Genomic DNA, 18072 nt, shown 5'->3' on the forward strand with positions numbered 1-18072 from the left:
CTGTTCAGATAAATACTCACCTCAATTCATGGGGCATAGGGGATAAAATGGCAGGTAGTTTTGCAGTATTAGACTGGGTGGTTATCGCGGCCTATGTTGCTCTTTTGGCGGTGATGGGATGGGTCTTTTCCAAGAAGACGTCTGAAAATTCGCGTGATTATTTTTTGGGGGGCAACGCTATGCCTTATTGGGTTGTTGCCATTTCTGTACTGGCGACATCGCAGTCTGCCGCCACTTTTTTGGGTGGACCTGATCAAGGTTACCGCGGTGATTTTACTTATCTGTCATCCAATATAGGCACAATAATCGCTGCGATATTTGTAGCGCGTATCCTAATCCCTAAGTTTTATGAGCACCGCGTCACAACGGTTTACGAGCTTTTGTCTATTCGCTTTAACCCCGCGACCATGCGGGCGGCCGGGGGGATGTATTTAGTCGGACGGATTTTTGCCAGCGGCTCTCGTTTGTTTCTCGCGGCCATCGCGGTGTCTATGATTTTATTCGGTAATATCGATGCGAGCAGTATTATAATTGCATCGTTTCTGATGATGGCGCTAGGGTTTTTGATTACATTTCTAGGCGGGATTAATTCCGTTATCTGGAGTGATTTAATCCAGTTCCTTATTTACACATTAGCCGCGCTCGGTGTTGTCTATGTCTTGTGGAATGCAATTCCAGCAAATTATAGCGAGGTCGTAGAGGGTCTCGGCAACACGCCAGAGGGGCAAAATAAGCTTACATTATTTGATTTTAGTATCAATTTCAGCGCGCCCTTTGCGATGATTTCTGTGATCACGGGTCTGACGTTACTGGGTATCGGCAGCTTTGGTCTTGATCAAGATATGACGCAACGCGTGCTAACTTGCAAAACCGCGAACGAGGGCGGCCGCGCGCTTTTAATTTCGGCAGTCCTGGCTATTCCAGTTGTGGCTATATTCATCGGCATTGGGAACCTGCTTTATGTGTTTTATGAACGCCCTGACCTTATGGGTGCAGCGGTCAATAGCGCCGAGGGCCGCGAATTTAGCGGCGAAAAAATTACAGTCTTTATGCACTATATTTTAAACGAACTCCCCGCAGGGATGCGGGGCCTTGTGACTGTGGGTGTTGTCGCCGCCGCTGTTTCGACCATTAATTCTGGCCTGAATTCTATGTCATCCGTCATCATCGAGGACTTTTATAAACCGTGGCGACAAAAACGTGTTTCGATGGAAGAGGTTACGGATAAGCATTTTGTGCGCGCAGGGCAAATCTCTATGGGTGTTGTGGGCATGGCTTTATTTGGTATGTCCGTCTTGTGCTTTTTCTGGCAGCAATATTCCGATACGCCCTTACTCGAATTTGCGCTTTCTGTGATGGTGTTTGCCTATTCAGGCCTCTTGGGCGTTTACTTTACCGTGATATTTACCAAGCGGGGATCACCGATATCGGTCATGCTGGCACTGGCCGTTGGCTTTTTGGTCACCCTATTGCAGCAACCCTATATCGTTGATACGCTCGGGCTACCGGAAAGCTGGAAAAGCCTCGCCTTTTCATGGAAACTTTGCATCGGCACATTCATTGCCTTTTTAGTGTGTGTGGCGGGAAATAATAATCAACTCAGCAAAACGATGACGCAGCAGGAGATTACGGCATGACAATTTCTTCTATGACGGTAAAAGCACTTATTGGCACTGCATCCATTATAGGGCTTTCCTATTTGGCGCCCCTTGCTGCCGCTCATCCTGTAAACAAGGCAGCTGATGCCTCAGTTGAACGCTCAACACCTATTGATATGAATGTGCTCGATACAGACGCGATAAACGCGATTGATGCTTTCAATACTCCCGGCATGTCCATTGGTGTGGTGCATAAGGGCGCCGTTATTTACGCCAAGGGTTTTGGCCATCGCGACCTAAACGATAAACGCCCCGTGAACTCAGAGACCTTGTTCCGCGTTGCGTCTACGACCAAGGCCTTTACGGCGGCGTCATTGGCTGTGCTGGTTGATGACGGGGTTCTTGATTGGGATGACCGCGTTATTGACTACCTTCCGGGATTTCGAATGTCCGATCCATGGGTGACGCGAGAGTTCACAATTCGTGATCTTTTAACCCACCGTAGCGGCCTAGGTCTTGGCGCAGGGGACTTGATGCTTTGGCCAGAGCCAACGGGTTTTACGCGTCAGGAAATGATTTATAATCTAAGGCATTTAAAACCTGTCAGCGGATTTCGTGATAAATATGCCTATGATAACTTGCTTTATATTGTAGCAGGCGAAGTGGCCGCCGCCGCAAGCGGTATGTCATGGGAGGACCTCGTCCAGAGCCGTATTTTAGACCCGCTGGAAATGGATTGTTATGCGGGTGAGACGCCGCGCACGGCCATGCGCAATACGGCTATCCCTTACGGTTTTGTTGACGAGGAAATCGTCGAAGTGACCCGCAATAAAATTAGCGGTAAGACGACAGCTTCCGCTGCGGCTGGCGGGCTGGTATGCAATATTGACGGGATGAATACGTGGATGCAAACGCAACTCGCGGGCGGTGTTGGGCCCAATGGTGTGCGCGTATTTAGTGAAGCGCAACGCGACGCTATGTGGACATCTCAAACAATTTTACGCGTCGGCCAACGCGAGCGTGAGCTAGACCGCACCAACTTCAAGACCTACGCCTTGGGCTGGCGTAAAGAGGATATGCACGGTTATGAGGTCATCTCTCATACCGGCACCTTATCAGGGTTTCAGGCTTACCTTGCGCTTATCCCCGAATTAGAACTGGGCGTTGTTACGCTTAATAACGGTTCAAATTACGGTGCCAGAACGGCGGTCGTGCAGACGGTATTAAAAGCCTATCTAGAGCAGCCAGATCGGGATTGGGTTGCTTATTACGCTACTCTACAGGCAGAGGCGGCCGCCAAAGCAGAGGCCGAGGCCGCTTTAGAGGGTGGGGCGGCAAACGATAACCGCGAAGGGTCTGGCACTGTTAATCGCCCATTGCCTGATTATGCTGGCGCTTATGTTGACCCATGGTTTGGTCGCGTTGATATTACGCGCCAAGGTGATGATTTACGGTTTCAATCAGATAAAATGGTCAAAATGGCCGGGACGTTAGAGCCGTTTGATTTAAACACATTTATCGTGAAATGGGACGATAGAGAGTTTCGCGCAGATGCCTATATGCGGTTTGAAACAAATTTTGACGGCGAGATTTCGGGTGCAACTATGCGTCACGTCGACCCAGAAGGCAGTTGGAGTTTTAATTTCCAAGACCTAAATTTTGCGCGATCCGAGGACTAAACGCCTTCAGCTTTTGAATAGCTAGTGCTTGCATGAAGGCGGAAGATCCTGTGAGCAAATCTTTCACGTCTCTATCCGACGTGTCGCTTATTTGATCGTTTTGACGGATAAAATATTGTCGACATAGCTTTCTGTGTCATTAGACATTAGCGGTAGGATTGGCGTGACAGAGACACCGTTCAATGTCCCAATATAAATCGACCCATCGGGTCTTTTATAACGCATACCGTGGACGTCATGAATAGCGAAGGGTTGTCCATCAGATTGCCCTAAGACCATCAGGACGTGTCCAGGAATATAAACGAGGTCGCCAGGCGCAGCATTTTTCAAACGCTCAATTTTCTCGGCTTCATTTTCATGCTTTGCAAAACGATCATTCTGCCCGATATCGCTATCTCTTTGGTCGCCCGAATTGCGCGGCAAAAGAAACCCAAATGTCTTGTAGATTTCTAGTACAAAGCCAGTGCAATCCCGTCCATTATAGCGGTGACCCCAGCCGTAGCGCTCGCCCAAAAACTTGAACGACTGTTTGATAATATTGGCTTGGGTATGGGGAAGGTATCCTATGTTAACGTCGGCTTTGCGTTGAATGAGGGCATGTTTGAAATCCAGACTACCGTCTGATTTGCGCACAGGCAAAAGCACCATATGATTTAAATAGGGGTTTTGCCCATAAAGACTGTTTTTAAATTCATCAGGACGGGACAAGGGCAGGCGAACGCCCATGTCGAGCTGTAATTCAGAGACCGCTGGAACCTCTGGGTTATAAACGGTCGAGACTTTGTCGCCCGTAATCAGCAGAAAGTTATCGGTATTACCATAATCCAGAACGCTGGATTTATCGCCGAGGGCTATATCAGATTTCCTGACCCAAGCTGTGTAATTATAACTTTGGATGAGTGCCCACTGACGGTCTGTGCTTTCGTGCAAGACGGCAACGGCATCACCGGGGAATAGCACAGATTCTTGGAACCGTTCAATGTCGCGGTCCTTGGCATCATGGCTAAACAGTAAATCATTTGTAGGGTAGGTGCGTATCGATGTCCGCTTCACGGTCAAGGCATAACGCACAGGATTGCTAGCCCCAATCGTTGAGAGGTTTAGCATCGCTTCATAGCGTGCAAAATCATCCGCTGTGACCTCTGTCCCGTCGCTATATATGCGTGGGTAGCTTGGAATATTGCTAATCGAGCGCACGATGTCTGTCAGTGCCTCGCGCGACAATATTCCGGGCAGGGCGGCTATATTGTTAAGCGTGTCATCAGAGGCTATGCTTGCGGCATTAAACGACTGTATATCCGGGACGCTCATTAAGACGTCATTTGACGCTTGGGTAAGCCAATAATCAGGCGATAGGTGTTTTTCACGCACGTCGATCACATCAGATACAAATGCATCTTGAAAGCCTAAATCCCATGTTGGTTCTGTTTTACTCATATAGGGTTTGCCCTCAGATGTTGCGCAAGCGCTTAGTAACACAGCTGCCAAGGCTGCCAAACCAATGGATGTCATCATTTGCCCAGTTTTCATGTCACACTCATGTCAGAGATAGAAGAATTTTACCAACCAGTAAGCCGCCGCCTGTCCCGATAATATAGCCTAGCATAGCCATTAGAACGCCAATTGGGATTAATGCACGGGAATAGGCCGCCGCAAGAATTGGCGCAGAGGCTACACCACCAATGTTAGCCAGCGAAGCAATACCGCATGAAAATAAGTCCAGTTTAAACAGCTTTGCGACAATAATCATACAAAGACCGTGAACGGCCAGGATCATAAAGCCAGCAATAATGAATATTGGCGCTTGGGTCAGTTCCGCAAAATTTGCGCGCGACGCAATCAAGGCGACGATACCGTAAAGCATGACATTACCAAGCTCAGACGACCCCGCCACACCGCCAAGCCGTGTTACGGCCCCGACCGCGCCCATTACCGTTACAATTAAAACGGTCCAGGTTGTCTTTGAAAAGAAATCTGATACGGGCAGAAAGCTCGCGAGATAGGCAGAGAAAGCAGATGCCGCCAACCCCAACCCAATCAAAAGCATTAAGGACGCCGTCGTGATTTTCGCATTCGGGTTCTTTGCATTGGCTTCAATCTTGGCGCTAACCTCATCTATCAGCGCGGTATTGCTTTTCGTCCAGGCGTTAAAGCGGGGGGATAGCGGGACAAAAGCCAGTAACAACATGACCCAAATCGCATAATTAATCGAATCCATCAGCAATGTGTAACCCATGCTAATGTCTGGGACGGAGAGTGCGCCTTGTATCGCGACCATATTTGCTGTGCCGCCCATCCAACTACCGCTAAGGGCTGCGAATGTCATCCACGCCGTGTCTGGCAAAAATGATTGCAGCAATAAGAAGGTGACAACAATACCGAGGCCAATTGATAATGAGGCCGTTATAAAGGCAAACAGCATTTTCGGGCCCAAGGCCGCGATTTGCCGAATATCACCCTTTAAAAGTAGCAGGAAGATCATGGCGGGAAGGAGGTTGTTTTTTACGGCACGATAAGTCGTATTGACGCTATCCGTTTTCTCCCAAAGGCCAAAAGTCGATAGCAGCATCACAAGGAAGTAAAGCACAACAATGCCGGGTATGATTTTGAAAATGCGGTAATTCTTTGTGAACTCCGCATGGGCAATCAGCCCTACAATCAGGAACAGAACGGAGAGATATGCAAAGCCGGTTGTTATCATGAGTAAGCCGTTTGGCCCAAGACTGCGGGTATGAGGATTGTTCTAATGCTGTCTAATGTAATCATATCATTGCCCTATAAGCCACTGGCTGTTGGGGCTATATCGAGTTGTGCAACGCTTTGTGACGAATTGGCCAAAAGTGCATCTAACCTATTAGGATAATATTTCTCAATGAGAGCAAATAAGATTGCATTGGTTTCGATGGATGGCTCTCCCGTCAGTTCATTTGGCCTAAAATGAAGCTGAAACGCCATGATCACATTGCGCGTTTGGTCGTCGAGCACACCTGTCGTCTCAATCTTATAGCCATAGGTGCTAAGCGCAGTTTGCACTTGTAATAGCGAGACAGGGCGCGTTGCAAATTGCTGCCAATATTTCTTTACCGTATCATCGTCAAACCAAGCGCCGTAGCCCATTTGGTATAGCCTTTCCCACGGGAAGCGAGGGCCTGGGTCAATTTTGCGCTGTGGCGCTATGTCAGAATGCGCCACGACATGAGTGGGTTTAATACGCGGGTGCCTTTTTAAAATATCGCCTAGCAATGTTCCGACCAACGCCATTTGTGTTTCGGGATAGTCAGGGTAAAAACAAAGCCGTTTGATACGGTTTTCTTTAGAGGCCGCGCTTAGCGGGGCCGTTGGCGTTGCCTCTTGATTGACACAATAGGTCTGATTGACAATTTCAATCCCGATGGAGTCATCATTCAGAGCCTCTTTGCCCGCCCAATAGCTCCGTCCTGCATGCCAAGCACGGTCTTTTTCGGGCACGAGCTGATAAATCTCAAGCTTGTCTTTCTTATAGCTCTCGTCACTGGGGTCAGGGACAAGGTAATGCGAACTTACAGGATTAGACGATGGCTTGGTGAGTATCCGCAGCGAGTCCTCAAAATTGGCAGAGGTGTGGTGAAGTACTAACACGCTAACCCGTCCGTTAGAATTCTCTGATGGCACCACAGTATAGTTTTGCGATAGCGCGGATACTGTGGGCAGGGAGGTGCACGCTGTCAAAGCTAGGGCGGCGAGTGCTGTAAGAGTAACGCTTATTGATGATGTCCAACGCTGTCGTATGCGCGCAGTGTAGCTTTGCGAATTTTTATACTTAGACACGATGACATCCAACTCCCGAAAACATAATATTATGTATATGCCTACAATGATTTGGCGTGAAAATGAAAGTGAAAATTGGTAGTATATTGGTATACACTAAATTTCATTCTTTGGTCATTTGGTATTGTTTTTCAATAAATTCGGCTTAATTGGTATTTGACAGACGTTGAATTGTGAAGTTACTGTAATATTATGAGTCTCTCCGTCTAAGCGCGGACTACAACCACCATAAGGGATATAGCAATGGCGAAAACTTTTCCAAAATCACTCAAATCATTTTTGATGTACAACAGGCTTCTTACAAGCACAGTTATCGCATCGTCTTTGGCCTTTGCAGCGGCACCTGCCATGGCCCAACAATCAGGCACCGTGATTGGTAATGTTACAGGCAGCAATGGATCTGGTTTATCGGGTGTCACTGTTGAGGCCCGAAGCGCGGTTCTTCCTGGTGTTCGTTCCGCGACCACACAAGAGAACGGTCGCTACCAGCTACCGCTCCTTCCTCCTGGTCAATACACGCTAACATTTGAGAATTCTGACGGTGTCATCATCGAACGCCAAGCTTTTGTGTCTTTATCACAGCGTATCAGCGTTGATGTCGCTTTTGATGGCGGCGATGAAGTTGTCGTAACGAGCCAGAGAATTGCACTGGACACTGGTCAAGCGTCATTGGGTAACTCGCTGGGTATTGAAGCCATCGAAGGTGTACCGCTTGGGCAGGAATATCGCGACCTGCAAAAACTAATCCCCGGCGTTCAATATACCGAAGATACCGTGCGCGGCCCAAGTGCTGGTGGTAGCGGACAAGATAACGTCTATCAATTTGACGGCGTTGACGTCTCGTTGCCTCTGTTTGGTACGCTGGCTTCTGACCCCTCAACACACGACATTGACCAAGTCTCTATTGTTCGCGGCGGTGCCAAAGCGATTGGCTTTAACCGGTCGGGTGGTTTTACGATCAATACAATTAGTAAACGCGGCACGAACGAATTTAGCGGTCGTCTGCAATATCAAGCAGAATTTGCAGGCTTGCAGGCCAATCGTAAAGACGAGGACTCCGTTGTTGACTTCAACGAAGACCGTCGTTGGATCACAGCCAGCCTTGGCGGCCCGATTGTTGAAGACAAGCTGTTTTTCTACGGATCATATTATCGCCCAACGATTAGCCGTAAACAGCGTGAAAACGCTCTGGGTGAACTTCCTGAATTTAAGAGCGAGCGGGACGAATTTTTCGGCAAACTCACATGGGCGCCAACAAACGACATTTTGCTAGACGCCAGCTTGCGCTCGTCTGACCTTGAAAGCCGCAATAGCGGAATTGGAGCGTTTGACGCAGTTTCAATGTCACGTGGTAATGATTCTAAATTCCAACAAGCTATTTTGGAAGGCTCATGGGTCATTGATGACGTTAGTAACGCCAGCTTTAAATATACCAACTTTAAAAATGATACGGCGGGACGCCCAGACACTTTGTTTGACGTCGATGTATCCTTCGGCGCTCCTCTGCCTGTCAACTCGCTTGACTCAATTGGCTCATTTACTGTGCCGCTGTTGCGTGACGGCGAAGCGGATTATAACGCCTTTGTTCAGCCTATCATTGACCAATTTGGTAACGTAGCCGGTGGCGGCGGTCGTATTGGCGGCAGTGACCTGATTAACGAGCAGGATTTTGCACGTGAATCGATTGAACTCACTTATGGCCGCACCTTTAATCTGGGTGACACGACCCATGACATTCATATTGGGTTCCAGCGCCAAGAAATCAGCGAAGATTTGGCCCGCACATCCAACGGTTTCGGCCGTATTAGTGTCCCCGGTGGACGGACATTTGCTGATGACGGCGTAACACCTGTCTTTTATGAAGCGCGCGTTTTCCAAACAGGGATTGTCGGTGGTAATGGCGACACAATCGTTCCGCGCTCGATCAAGTCTGAAGCGACTTTGCAGTCTTTTGAGATTAACGACACGATTGAAAAAGGTGATTTCACCTTTAACCTTGGTGTCCTCATCAGCAATGACATCCTTTACGGCCAAGGCTTACGTGAAGCCGCAGGCACTGTGTCTGGTTTTGAAGTTGCCCCCGGTAACAAGTACAAAATGTATGAAACAGATTGGGAAGACATGATCCAACCGCGCGTGGGCGTGAATTGGGATTATGATGACCGGAGTTCGGTCTTCGCCAATTATGCCCGTTATCACCCGTCCGCTTCATCATTGGCCCGTGCGGCGTCTTGGGACCGTAACCTCTCGCGTGAACTCCGTCTGCGTTATGACGCGCAAGGCAACTTCATCGAAAGCTCAGCCGTACGCTCATCCTCTGGTAAAGTCTTTGCCGATGGTCTTAAACCCCGTAAAATTGACGAATACCTCATTGGTTGGGAACAGCAAGCCACGGACGAGTTAAGAGTTCGCGCCAGCGGTCGTTATCGTCAGGGTAATAATTTCTGGGAAGATACCAATAATACGGCACGTTTGTTTGGCAATGCGCCAGCGGATATCCAAGCGCTTGGCCTCTATGTGCCAAATCTTGATGAAATTCGGGCCGAAATTGGCGGGTCGTCTTACGTGATTGCCCAGCTTGATAATGCCGAAACCCGTTATTACGAAGCCGCTTTTGAGGCCGAGTATAATACCGAAAAATGGTATCTACAGGCGTCTTATGTCTTGTCGAGCTATAAAGGTAACTTTGACCAAGATAACACAACGACCAATAACGACCAAAACATCTTCATTGGGTCATCCAATATTGCCGATGGACCCGGACGTCAGCTTTGGGACAATAAAGAAGGCACATTGAAAGGTGATCGTCCGCATCAGTTTAAGCTTTTTGGTTTCTACCGTTTGCCGTGGAATGCCCAAGTGGGTGGCTATGCCGCGTACCAGTCTGGCCAGCCGTGGGAAGCATGGGATGTTGAAGTCTACCGTGCCTTTACAGGTAGCGGCAGCAGCACCATTCGTTATGCCGAACCCGCGGGGTCACGCCGTACAGATTCGCATTTCCAATTGGATATGAATTATGTCCAAAACTTTGAAGTGCTAGGCGGATATAACATCCAACTCCGTGCTGATTTGTTCAACGTGTTAAATAGCCAGACGGGTTACAACATTCAGCCGAATAGAAATTCGCTGAGCTTTGGTGAACCGCTGAGTTTCTACAACCCGCGTCGTCTACAATTAGCTGTGAAAGCCGAGTTCTAGTAAACTCAAAATATAACAAAATTAAACCCGGCTCTTGTTTCAAGGGCTGGGTTTTTTGCTGTTTAAAATGTGTTGTTCCTATCTGTGCTTGGCAAGCCATAACGCACCGTTAAGGGCATCACCCTGCGGCTTGGATAGTTTGAGGCGGATATCTGGCGACATCCACGGTTCAATTCGTGGGGCTAGTCCCCCTAGCAGAGCAACATTTGGCACATCGAGGCCAAAGAGGCCACGCACCATAATTTCCACATGCCATGCAGCGTGATTGGTAATAAGCCGTCCGTGATAATCCCCAGTCTCGGCGGCATTCACGACCTGCGGTGCCATGGTGGCATATTCTGTCGCTGTTGCGCGGTCCATCCAATCGACGATGGCTTGCGTGTCACTGCCAAATTTTTCTAAAACGGATCGTGTCAAATCTGAATGCTCGAGCCGTCCATCTGACGCGCGCAACGTAATACGGATAGCTTGAAGGCCAATATAAGCTCCGCTACCTTCATCTGAAATTGGAAAACCATAACCGCCCATCCGTAGTTCTTTGCCACCGACCTTCGCGATGCCAATGCTGCCTGTGCCAATTGACACGATTCCGCCGTCTTGGCCGTTATGCGCACCAATATTGGCAATATCAGCATCATTGGTGATTGTCGTTTGCTTAAAAGGAAACGTTGTCGCGGTCATCTCTGCCATGGCACCAGGACGACCAATTCCGGCGATACCCATGCCCGCTTTGATCATCTTAACGGCCTCAGCGTTTAGACCCGCGTCACGGCATACATTTTCATAAGCCTCGGTTATCGCGGCAATCACGGTGGCTGTGCCTAAGCGCATATTACCGGGTCCAGCAGTGCTTTCGCCCAGAACCTTGCCGTCCGCATCGCTTAATCGCGCTTTGGTTTTTGTGCCGCCTGCGTCAATGCCTAGAAAATACATATCCCACCTTTAATGCCACAATGATACCGTATGGCTGGAAGAGGCTACACGGTGATTATCCAAGGGTAAATCTTTGAATTTCATCCGCAATAGTATATTGGTATTAAAGTGGCATTATTGCCTGATACCAGTTGGATACGTCATGAAATTTAGAACGATTGCTAATGCGCGCGTGTTATCATTTGGCGATGACTCAATTTTGCGGACTATTCATATAAATACAGAGGGTCGCATTCAGGCTGTCGAAGTCTACCAAGAGACTGATATTTTGGGTGAGGGGGCTTTTGACGCAGAAGGTCAAATCGTGCTGCCCGGTTTTATTGACGTCCAAGTCAATGGCGGCGGCGGAGTATTATTTAATGACCATCCCACAGTGGACGGCATTGTAGCGATAGGTGCCGCCCACCGTCAATTTGGAACGACAGGCTATCTACCCACCCTTATCAGTGATGATCCACAGAAGATGCGCGCGGCTATCAAAGCTGTCGATAGCGCTATAGAGGCTGGTATACCCGGTGTGCTAGGCATTCATTTAGAGGGGCCATATCTGAACGCGACCAAGCGCGGTGTTCATGATAGCGAGAAATTTTCTCGTATTGGACCAGACGAAATAGCATTATTATGTAGCTTAAAACACGGCAAGACGTTGGTGACGCTTGCTCCTGAACTGACGACACCCGATGTCATTCGCACACTTACGAACCGCGGAGTAATTGTGTCTGCAGGTCATACATTGGGGACCTATGATGACGGCATGAGTGCGATTGAGGCTGGGCTACGGGGGTTTACGCATCTGTTTAACGCCATGACACCCCTTGCTAGTCGAGAGCCGGGGATTGCGGCAGCGGCCATTAACGATAAACGCGCATGGTGCGGTGTTATCGCCGATGGTCATCACGTACACCCTGCCATGTTGCAAATGGCATTTAGGGCAAAGGCGGGACGGAATATTTTCCTTGTGACAGATGCTATGCCGAGCGTTGGCGCCGCGCATAAAGATTTTTCCTTAGACGGGCAGCCTATCACAGTAACTGATGGTCGGTGCCTGACGCGTGAGGGAACTCTCGCAGGATCAGATTTAGATATGATGTGCGCCGTTAGAAATGCACAGGCGTTCTTTGATATTTCATTCTCACAAGCCGCTGAATTAGCCAGCATTGTTCCCGCGCAATTCTTGGGCTTGGATAATAATTACGGTTCAATCAGTGTAGGGCAATGGGCCAATATCAATCTTATCGATGATAATATGTCGGTGACGAAAAGCTGGATAAAGGGCGTGACTGGATAAACTCTACCCCAATTGCTCGCTTTCTAAATTCATTACAATATCAAATCTATCGCCTCGATATGCTGAGCGCGTAAGCTCCACTGGCGTTCCGTCACGTAAATATGACCGCCGTTCAATGCGTAAGAGTTCACCAAACTCCTCAATCGATAACAGCCCTGCCTCTGTTGGGTTGGCAAGGGATGCTTTGACGCGTTGTGTGCCGCGAGCAGGACGGTTGCCTTGGCTTTCCAGAGCCTGATACAGGCTCTCTTTAATATCTTCGATATCGGGTAGCAGCCGTGCGGGAACCACAGCGTTTTCAATTGCCATAGGTTCATTTTCAAACTGACGAACCCGGCCCAACCTTACGACGCGGTCTTGGGTTGATATTTGTAATATCTCTGCTTCTTCAACTGTGGGATTACCATAAGCTTTCATAATCCAAACAGCGTGCGGGTTGTGACCCTTTGTTTGAGCGCTTCCTGTGAAGCCCTTTAGGCTTGAGCCTAAATTTTCTACATTGGGGAGAATGAATGTGCCCGCTCCGTGGCGCCGCTCTACAACACTGTCCGCCACTAATACATCGAGCGCTTTTCGGATTGTAACGCGTGATACGCCACTGATCTGACATAGCTCTCTCTCGGATGGCAGGGCCTCTCCGGCGACGACATCACCGCGCGCTATAAAGCTACGAATGTTTTTAGCAATCTGGATATAATGTGGGGTCGATACTGATTTATCAGGGCGAATATCTGCCATTAACATCGCGACGACCCCCCCTGAGTTCACTTAAATTTTAGTCTTGTTCTCTATCTGAAAGTGTAACACAAACAATGCTATTATCAAAACCGCGTAGGCGCTTTTACTGTCACGTTTTAATGTTCTTAAAAGAATGACCTGTACGACAAAATAAACTTACTGGTTCTCAAAAATACCAATTGCAGCCCTTAGATTGTCGTTCGCTTGGATTAAAATACCCTTGGATTGTATATGGCTTGCGCCGAGGCTGACGAGCACTGCCTGCTTAATATGATTATTGGTCTCAGCCAATGCGGCTTTGGCTGTGTCTGTAGAACACGCTGCTATTTGCGCGACCATGTTGATTGCACGATTTTCTAGCTTTGCATTCGATACAATCATATCAACCATCAAGCCGTCATAAACGCGGCCCAAACGGGTCATAATGGCGGTTGATAGCATGTTTAAAACAGCCTTTTGCGCGGTCCCGGCCTTCATACGGGTCGACCCAGCAATGATTTCACCGCCCGTTTCGGCTAGTATTCCGTGGTCGGCCTCGTTGAAAATGGCGGTATTTGCATTGTTGACGATGCCAATTGTAACCGCGCCGCGTGACCGTGCTTCGCGTAATGCACCAAGTGTGTAGGGTGTTTGACCGCTGGCTGCGACGCAAAAAACGATATCCTCTGGCGCTGTGTCAATACTTCTGATGAACACGTGACCGGCCTCTATATTGTCCTCTGCGCCCTCTTGGCTTGTAACAAGAGCGTCCATACCGCCCGCCATACCGTAAACGATCCGCGTGTGGGGCCAGTTAAATGTGGGGCCAAGTTCGGAGCCGTCCTGCACGGCTAAACGGCCTGACGTGCCCGCACCGATATAGATTAATCGGCCAGCTTTGCCTAAACGATTTGCGGCCATGTCCACGGCGTCAGCTATCGCGTCTATAGAGGGTTCCACGGCTTGAACGGCTTTCACCTGTCCGTCGTACATGGCTTTGACGATATCGCGTGTGGGCCACGTATCAAGCCCGCTATATTGGCCTATTATTTCCTCGGTCATAGGGTAATTAACCTCTCTACACGGCGAATATCACACTAGCCTTGAGGCTATTTCTGTCAATCAATTGCTCGGCGGGTAGATCAAGTATTTTGCACGAACGGCCTTGAACGCATCTAAATCTAATTGCCAACTTTGGCGAATAGCCGCTTCATTTAGCCCGCTTTTTATTTGATCTCTAAGGTCTTCATTTCCGGCCAATTTATCAAAGAAATTTCGTTCAAGAAAAAATGTGTCTTTGTTGGGAGCTGCTGCGTAAAATTTTAACAACCATTCTAAATTTATCGTAGCGTTAGGTGTGGGCATTGTGGCTGCCGTATTCCTCAGGTCATAGCCAAAACATAAAGCACCATTTAGCTTTGGGTTTCTTGCGCCAAAGCTTGGCTCGGGGCGAAAGCTAAAATTTTGTTTTGGGTATTGAGGATGACCGACAATTTCGAACGGGAAGGGCGTTCCTCGCCCAATACTGACAACTGTGCCTTCAAATAGGGCTAGTGACGGATATAAATATACGGCGTTCATCGTTGGCAAGTTGGGTGACGGCTTTATTGGCAAAACATAGGCCGTGTCCCGTGCATAGTTTGCAATGGGCACGACTGTTAAGTTCGCCTGAATGCCGCCCGCGAGCCAGCCTTCACCATTTATCATCTTAGCATATTCACCAATGGTCATACCGTAAACGAGCGGAACAGGATGCAGGCCGACAAAAGATTTTACCGAAGGTTCCAAAACGGGGCCGTCAATGTAACCGCCGTTAGGATTGGGACGGTCAAGCACGATAACTTGGATGTCATTTTCGGCTGCAGCCTCCATCACATAATGCAACGTGCTGAGATAAGTGTAAAATCGTACGCCGACATCTTGGATATCAAAGACGATGGTATCAACGCCATTGAGAGCCGCCTTAGATGGTTTTTTGTTGGCTCCATAAAGCGACAGAATAGGCAAGCCAGTTTTGGTATCGATATCATCATCGATTGTTGCCCCCGCATCGGCGTCACCCCGAAAGCCATGTTCAGGGGCAAATACTTTTGCGACGGATATGTTATTTTCAATTAAGGTGTCGACTAAATGTGTGTCTCCAACCAATGATGTAGCATTCCCAACGACAGCAACCGATTTCCCGCGAAGCTTTGGCATATAAATATCGACACGTTCACTTGCCACGATAAAACTCTGATTTTCAACGTTATTTTGGTTGCAGCCAGTCAAGAAACATATGATGAGGACAAGTAAAAATCTGCCGATTGTATTTTTTGCTAAGATCATATGGGTCTCAATTACATCATCTTGAATAAATCATATTGTGTCGGCCTGATAACAAAAGGCAAGAATAATCGCGGCTATGGAAGCGTCAAAATCTCTTATCTAGCGCCTATTTTTATCAAAGAGTCGCGTTATAAGGGTCAAATAGAAAACGGCTTAGATAGATAAGAGTTATGGCACAGATTAATCCTGATATTACGGCGCATTTAAATGTTTTGGGGCAACGTGCCAGAAAGGCCGCTGCTGGCCTAGCTTTAGCGACAACAGAACAGAAAAATGATGCTCTTAGAGAGGCGGCAAAAGCCCTTATAGACGCTTTGCCTGACCTGATATCTGCCAATGAGGCGGATGTTGCGAGTGTAATGGGACACAAAGCAGATGCCTTTATTGATCGTCTGATGTTAACGCCACACCGCATAGAGGGTATGGCACGGGCCCTGATTGATATTAGCGAGCTACCCGATCCGGTTGGCCGCACCTTAGCCAGTTTTGACAGGCCGAACGGGTTGAAAATAAACCGCGTTGCTGTGCCTATCGGGGTTATTGGTATGATTTATAAATCGCGCCCTAATGTGGGTGCCGATGCCAGCGGGCTATGTTTGAAATCTGGCAATGCCATTATTCTGCGCGGTGGTTCAGAAAGTCGGCGCTCAACAGATATCATCGTCAAAGCTATGCAGTCAGGGCTAATGAGTGCGGGCCTACCCAAAGACGCTGTCCAAACTGTTGGCACAACGGACAGGAGCGCCGTCACGGCGTTATTACAAGCTGATCAATATGTTGACCTTGTTATACCGCGCGGCGGCCGCGGCCTTGTCGAACTTGTGCGTGACACGGCAAAAGTGCCGACATTGCTTCACTTGGACGGTAATTGTCACAGTTATGTGCATAGTGACGCTGACATAGACAAAGCTGTCGCGATAATAACTAATGCCAAAATGCGCCGAACAGGGGTTTGCGGTGCAACAGAAAGTATTGTGGTTGATAAGGCTGTTGCTCCCCATTTTCTGCCCAAGTTAGTCGACGCCTTAAAGGGATGTGAATTGCGCGGCGATAAAGCCTCAATCGCGATAGACTCTCGCATAATGCAAGCGTCTGATGATGACTGGTCGACTGAATATCTGGACGCTGTGGCATCAGTAAAAATTGTAAGCGATATTGATTCTGCAATTACGTTTATATCCGCTCATTCTTCGGGTCATACCGATGCAATTATTACTGAAAATACAAATGCAGCACGCCAATTCATGGCCTCAATTGATAGTGCCGTCGTTATGCATAACGCTTCAACGCAGTTTTCCGATGGTGGGGAGTTCGGCATGGGGGCGGAGATTGGTATCGCCACAGGCAAAATGCATGCCCGTGGCCCCGTAGGATTAGAACAGCTGACCAGCTTTAAATACCTTGTTTTTGGTACAGGGCAAATAAGACCTTAGATTAGTCGTGCGTTTGTGCCGTTTGCTAGATGACGACTTTGCGAACGGCTAAGCCGCTCTAATCAAGGGCTTGAGGCTCGCATGAATATCAGGACATTCTTGGGCCAGAAAATCAAGCAACGCGCGCTCATTGGCATCAATTGTCCCGTCCCGGTTCAGTCGGTCGATTAACCAGCTTGCCTCTGTTTGGATAATACGTTCAGCATTAGCGACAGCCTTATGGTTCATATGTATTGCTGTTACTTTTTCTGATTGCAGTTGTTCACGCCAAGCGGAGAAGCTTTTGGCGATATTGCCAAGATTAAGCATACCAACGGGGGAGGTGTCCTCGAGCCATTTTTCACGACGAAGGGCTTCATTAGCCGTTGGTTCTTCCCACGCGCTAAGGGCCATTAGGTGATTTGCAATTGCGCCTACAAAGAGGCGTTGCCAACTAGGATGATTTTTCTCGCTCTGACAGCGCTCGTTTAAGTCAAATAAGGCTTCGGCCTCCATTTGTGATATGCTGGCCCCCGTATCACTACTGACGGCATAAAGAACAGTTTGAAGCAAGTTAACTTCGGCCTCTCCAATAACTCCAGCTTGTAACGCGCGGCCCTGACCCCAATAGCCATCGCCGCTGATAACCGCCGCTTTAACGAGATCCAAAGCAAATTTTTCCAAGCGCTCGGTAACATTTTGCGCCGTTTTTAGCACGCTCATTAGAATTCCGATTTCAGTTTCGGTGCAGACCTCGCCGTCTTGTGCAATCCGCGCGATAAGCCAAGAGGCCTTGGCATCAGTGACATAACCTTTGGGGACAGTCTGCGAGACAAGAAAATGTGTGATGGCATTGATAAAATACTCGCGCCAACCGTTTGGCGTCGTCATTGTATCATTTATCACAAATAGAGCGTCGGCCTCCACTGGACTAATATCAAAATCATGGCTGGTCGCACGACGCAGCGTGAGTAGCCCTGCCTCAGTTAATTCGCCTTGTGCCGTAATCTCTTTGATAAGCTCTTTAAACTTTGCGTCGTTCATCTTGTCCTCGCGCCAAAACTATTGGTTTATTGGACGATAAGGTAAAAAGCTTTCAATTCGCCTAACAA

General features: G+C 48.4%; 13 protein-coding genes. 5 read left to right on the forward strand and 8 right to left on the reverse strand.

Annotated elements, in window-relative coordinates; translation table 11 throughout:
• The first annotated feature begins 47 nt into the window (after positions 1-47).
• Both AB6B37_RS06955 and AB6B37_RS06960 read left to right on the forward strand, forming a co-directional pair.
• Complete coding sequence (locus AB6B37_RS06955) at positions 48-1637, forward strand: sodium:solute symporter (protein ID WP_371398167.1); 1590 nt, start codon at positions 48-50, stop codon at positions 1635-1637.
• Positions 1634-3277: a serine hydrolase gene (locus AB6B37_RS06960; protein ID WP_371398168.1), complete on the forward strand. Its 1644-nt coding sequence runs from the start codon at positions 1634-1636 to the stop codon at positions 3275-3277. The genes AB6B37_RS06955 and AB6B37_RS06960 overlap by 4 nt, the downstream gene beginning before the upstream one ends.
• Positions 3278-3364: 87 nt before the next feature.
• Here the strand turns inward: AB6B37_RS06960 and AB6B37_RS06965 are convergent, their stop codons facing one another.
• From AB6B37_RS06965 to AB6B37_RS06975, 3 genes are all read right to left on the reverse strand, one after another.
• Positions 3365-4807: an SH3 domain-containing protein gene (locus AB6B37_RS06965; RefSeq protein ID WP_371398169.1), complete on the reverse strand. Its 1443-nt coding sequence runs from the start codon at positions 4805-4807 to the stop codon at positions 3365-3367.
• A 7-nt stretch (positions 4808-4814) separates the two neighbouring features.
• The gene (locus AB6B37_RS06970) at positions 4815-5978 is read right to left on the reverse strand and encodes a DUF819 domain-containing protein (protein WP_371398170.1); all 1164 of its coding nucleotides are present in this window, start codon (positions 5976-5978) and stop codon (positions 4815-4817) included.
• A 74-nt stretch (positions 5979-6052) separates the two neighbouring features.
• Positions 6053-7084, reverse strand: a complete 1032-nt coding sequence (locus tag AB6B37_RS06975) for an N-acetylmuramoyl-L-alanine amidase (protein WP_371398171.1) — start codon at positions 7082-7084, stop codon at positions 6053-6055.
• Positions 7085-7327: 243 nt separating this feature from the next.
• On the opposite strand from AB6B37_RS06975, the gene AB6B37_RS06980 reads away from it, so the two are divergent.
• Complete coding sequence (locus AB6B37_RS06980; protein WP_371398172.1) at positions 7328-10282, forward strand: carboxypeptidase regulatory-like domain-containing protein; 2955 nt, start codon at positions 7328-7330, stop codon at positions 10280-10282.
• Positions 10283-10360: 78 nt separating this feature from the next.
• Here AB6B37_RS06980 and AB6B37_RS06985 read toward each other — a convergent pair whose 3' ends face one another.
• Complete coding sequence (locus tag AB6B37_RS06985) at positions 10361-11215, reverse strand: BadF/BadG/BcrA/BcrD ATPase family protein (RefSeq protein WP_371398173.1); 855 nt, start codon at positions 11213-11215, stop codon at positions 10361-10363.
• Positions 11216-11357: 142 nt separating this feature from the next.
• On the opposite strand from AB6B37_RS06985, the gene nagA reads away from it, so the two are divergent.
• Positions 11358-12503 carry an N-acetylglucosamine-6-phosphate deacetylase gene (nagA, locus tag AB6B37_RS06990; protein ID WP_371398174.1) on the forward strand — a complete coding sequence of 382 codons (1146 nt, stop codon included), beginning with the start codon at positions 11358-11360 and terminating at the stop codon, positions 12501-12503.
• A 3-nt stretch (positions 12504-12506) separates the two neighbouring features.
• On the opposite strand, the gene AB6B37_RS06995 is transcribed toward nagA, so the two are convergent.
• The 3 genes from AB6B37_RS06995 to AB6B37_RS07005 all read right to left on the reverse strand — a co-directional run bounded on the left by AB6B37_RS06995 (position 12507) and on the right by AB6B37_RS07005 (position 15446).
• Positions 12507-13241 carry a GntR family transcriptional regulator gene (locus AB6B37_RS06995; protein ID WP_371398175.1) on the reverse strand — a complete coding sequence of 245 codons (735 nt, stop codon included), beginning with the start codon at positions 13239-13241 and terminating at the stop codon, positions 12507-12509.
• 156 nt (positions 13242-13397) lie between these two features.
• Complete coding sequence (locus AB6B37_RS07000) at positions 13398-14282, reverse strand: N-acetylmuramic acid 6-phosphate etherase (protein ID WP_371398176.1); 885 nt, start codon at positions 14280-14282, stop codon at positions 13398-13400.
• 60 nt (positions 14283-14342) lie between these two features.
• Complete coding sequence (locus AB6B37_RS07005; RefSeq protein ID WP_371398177.1) at positions 14343-15446, reverse strand: exo-beta-N-acetylmuramidase NamZ domain-containing protein; 1104 nt, start codon at positions 15444-15446, stop codon at positions 14343-14345.
• A gap of 272 nt (positions 15447-15718) precedes the next feature.
• Here AB6B37_RS07005 and AB6B37_RS07010 point away from each other — a divergent pair, with 272 nt between their 5' ends.
• Positions 15719-16981, forward strand: coding sequence for a glutamate-5-semialdehyde dehydrogenase (locus AB6B37_RS07010; RefSeq protein ID WP_371398178.1), 1263 nt, complete (start codon positions 15719-15721; stop codon positions 16979-16981).
• Between the two features lie 48 nt (positions 16982-17029).
• Here the strand turns inward: AB6B37_RS07010 and AB6B37_RS07015 are convergent, their stop codons facing one another.
• On the reverse strand, positions 17030-18004 hold the full coding sequence (locus tag AB6B37_RS07015; RefSeq protein WP_371398179.1) for a hypothetical protein: 975 nt from the start codon (positions 18002-18004) through the stop codon (positions 17030-17032).
• Between the last annotated feature and the right edge of the window lie 68 nt (positions 18005-18072).

Origin of the sequence: Fretibacter rubidus, from assembly GCF_041429785.1 — a bacterium.
Taxonomy (GTDB): domain Bacteria; phylum Pseudomonadota; class Alphaproteobacteria; order Caulobacterales; family Maricaulaceae; genus Fretibacter; species Fretibacter rubidus.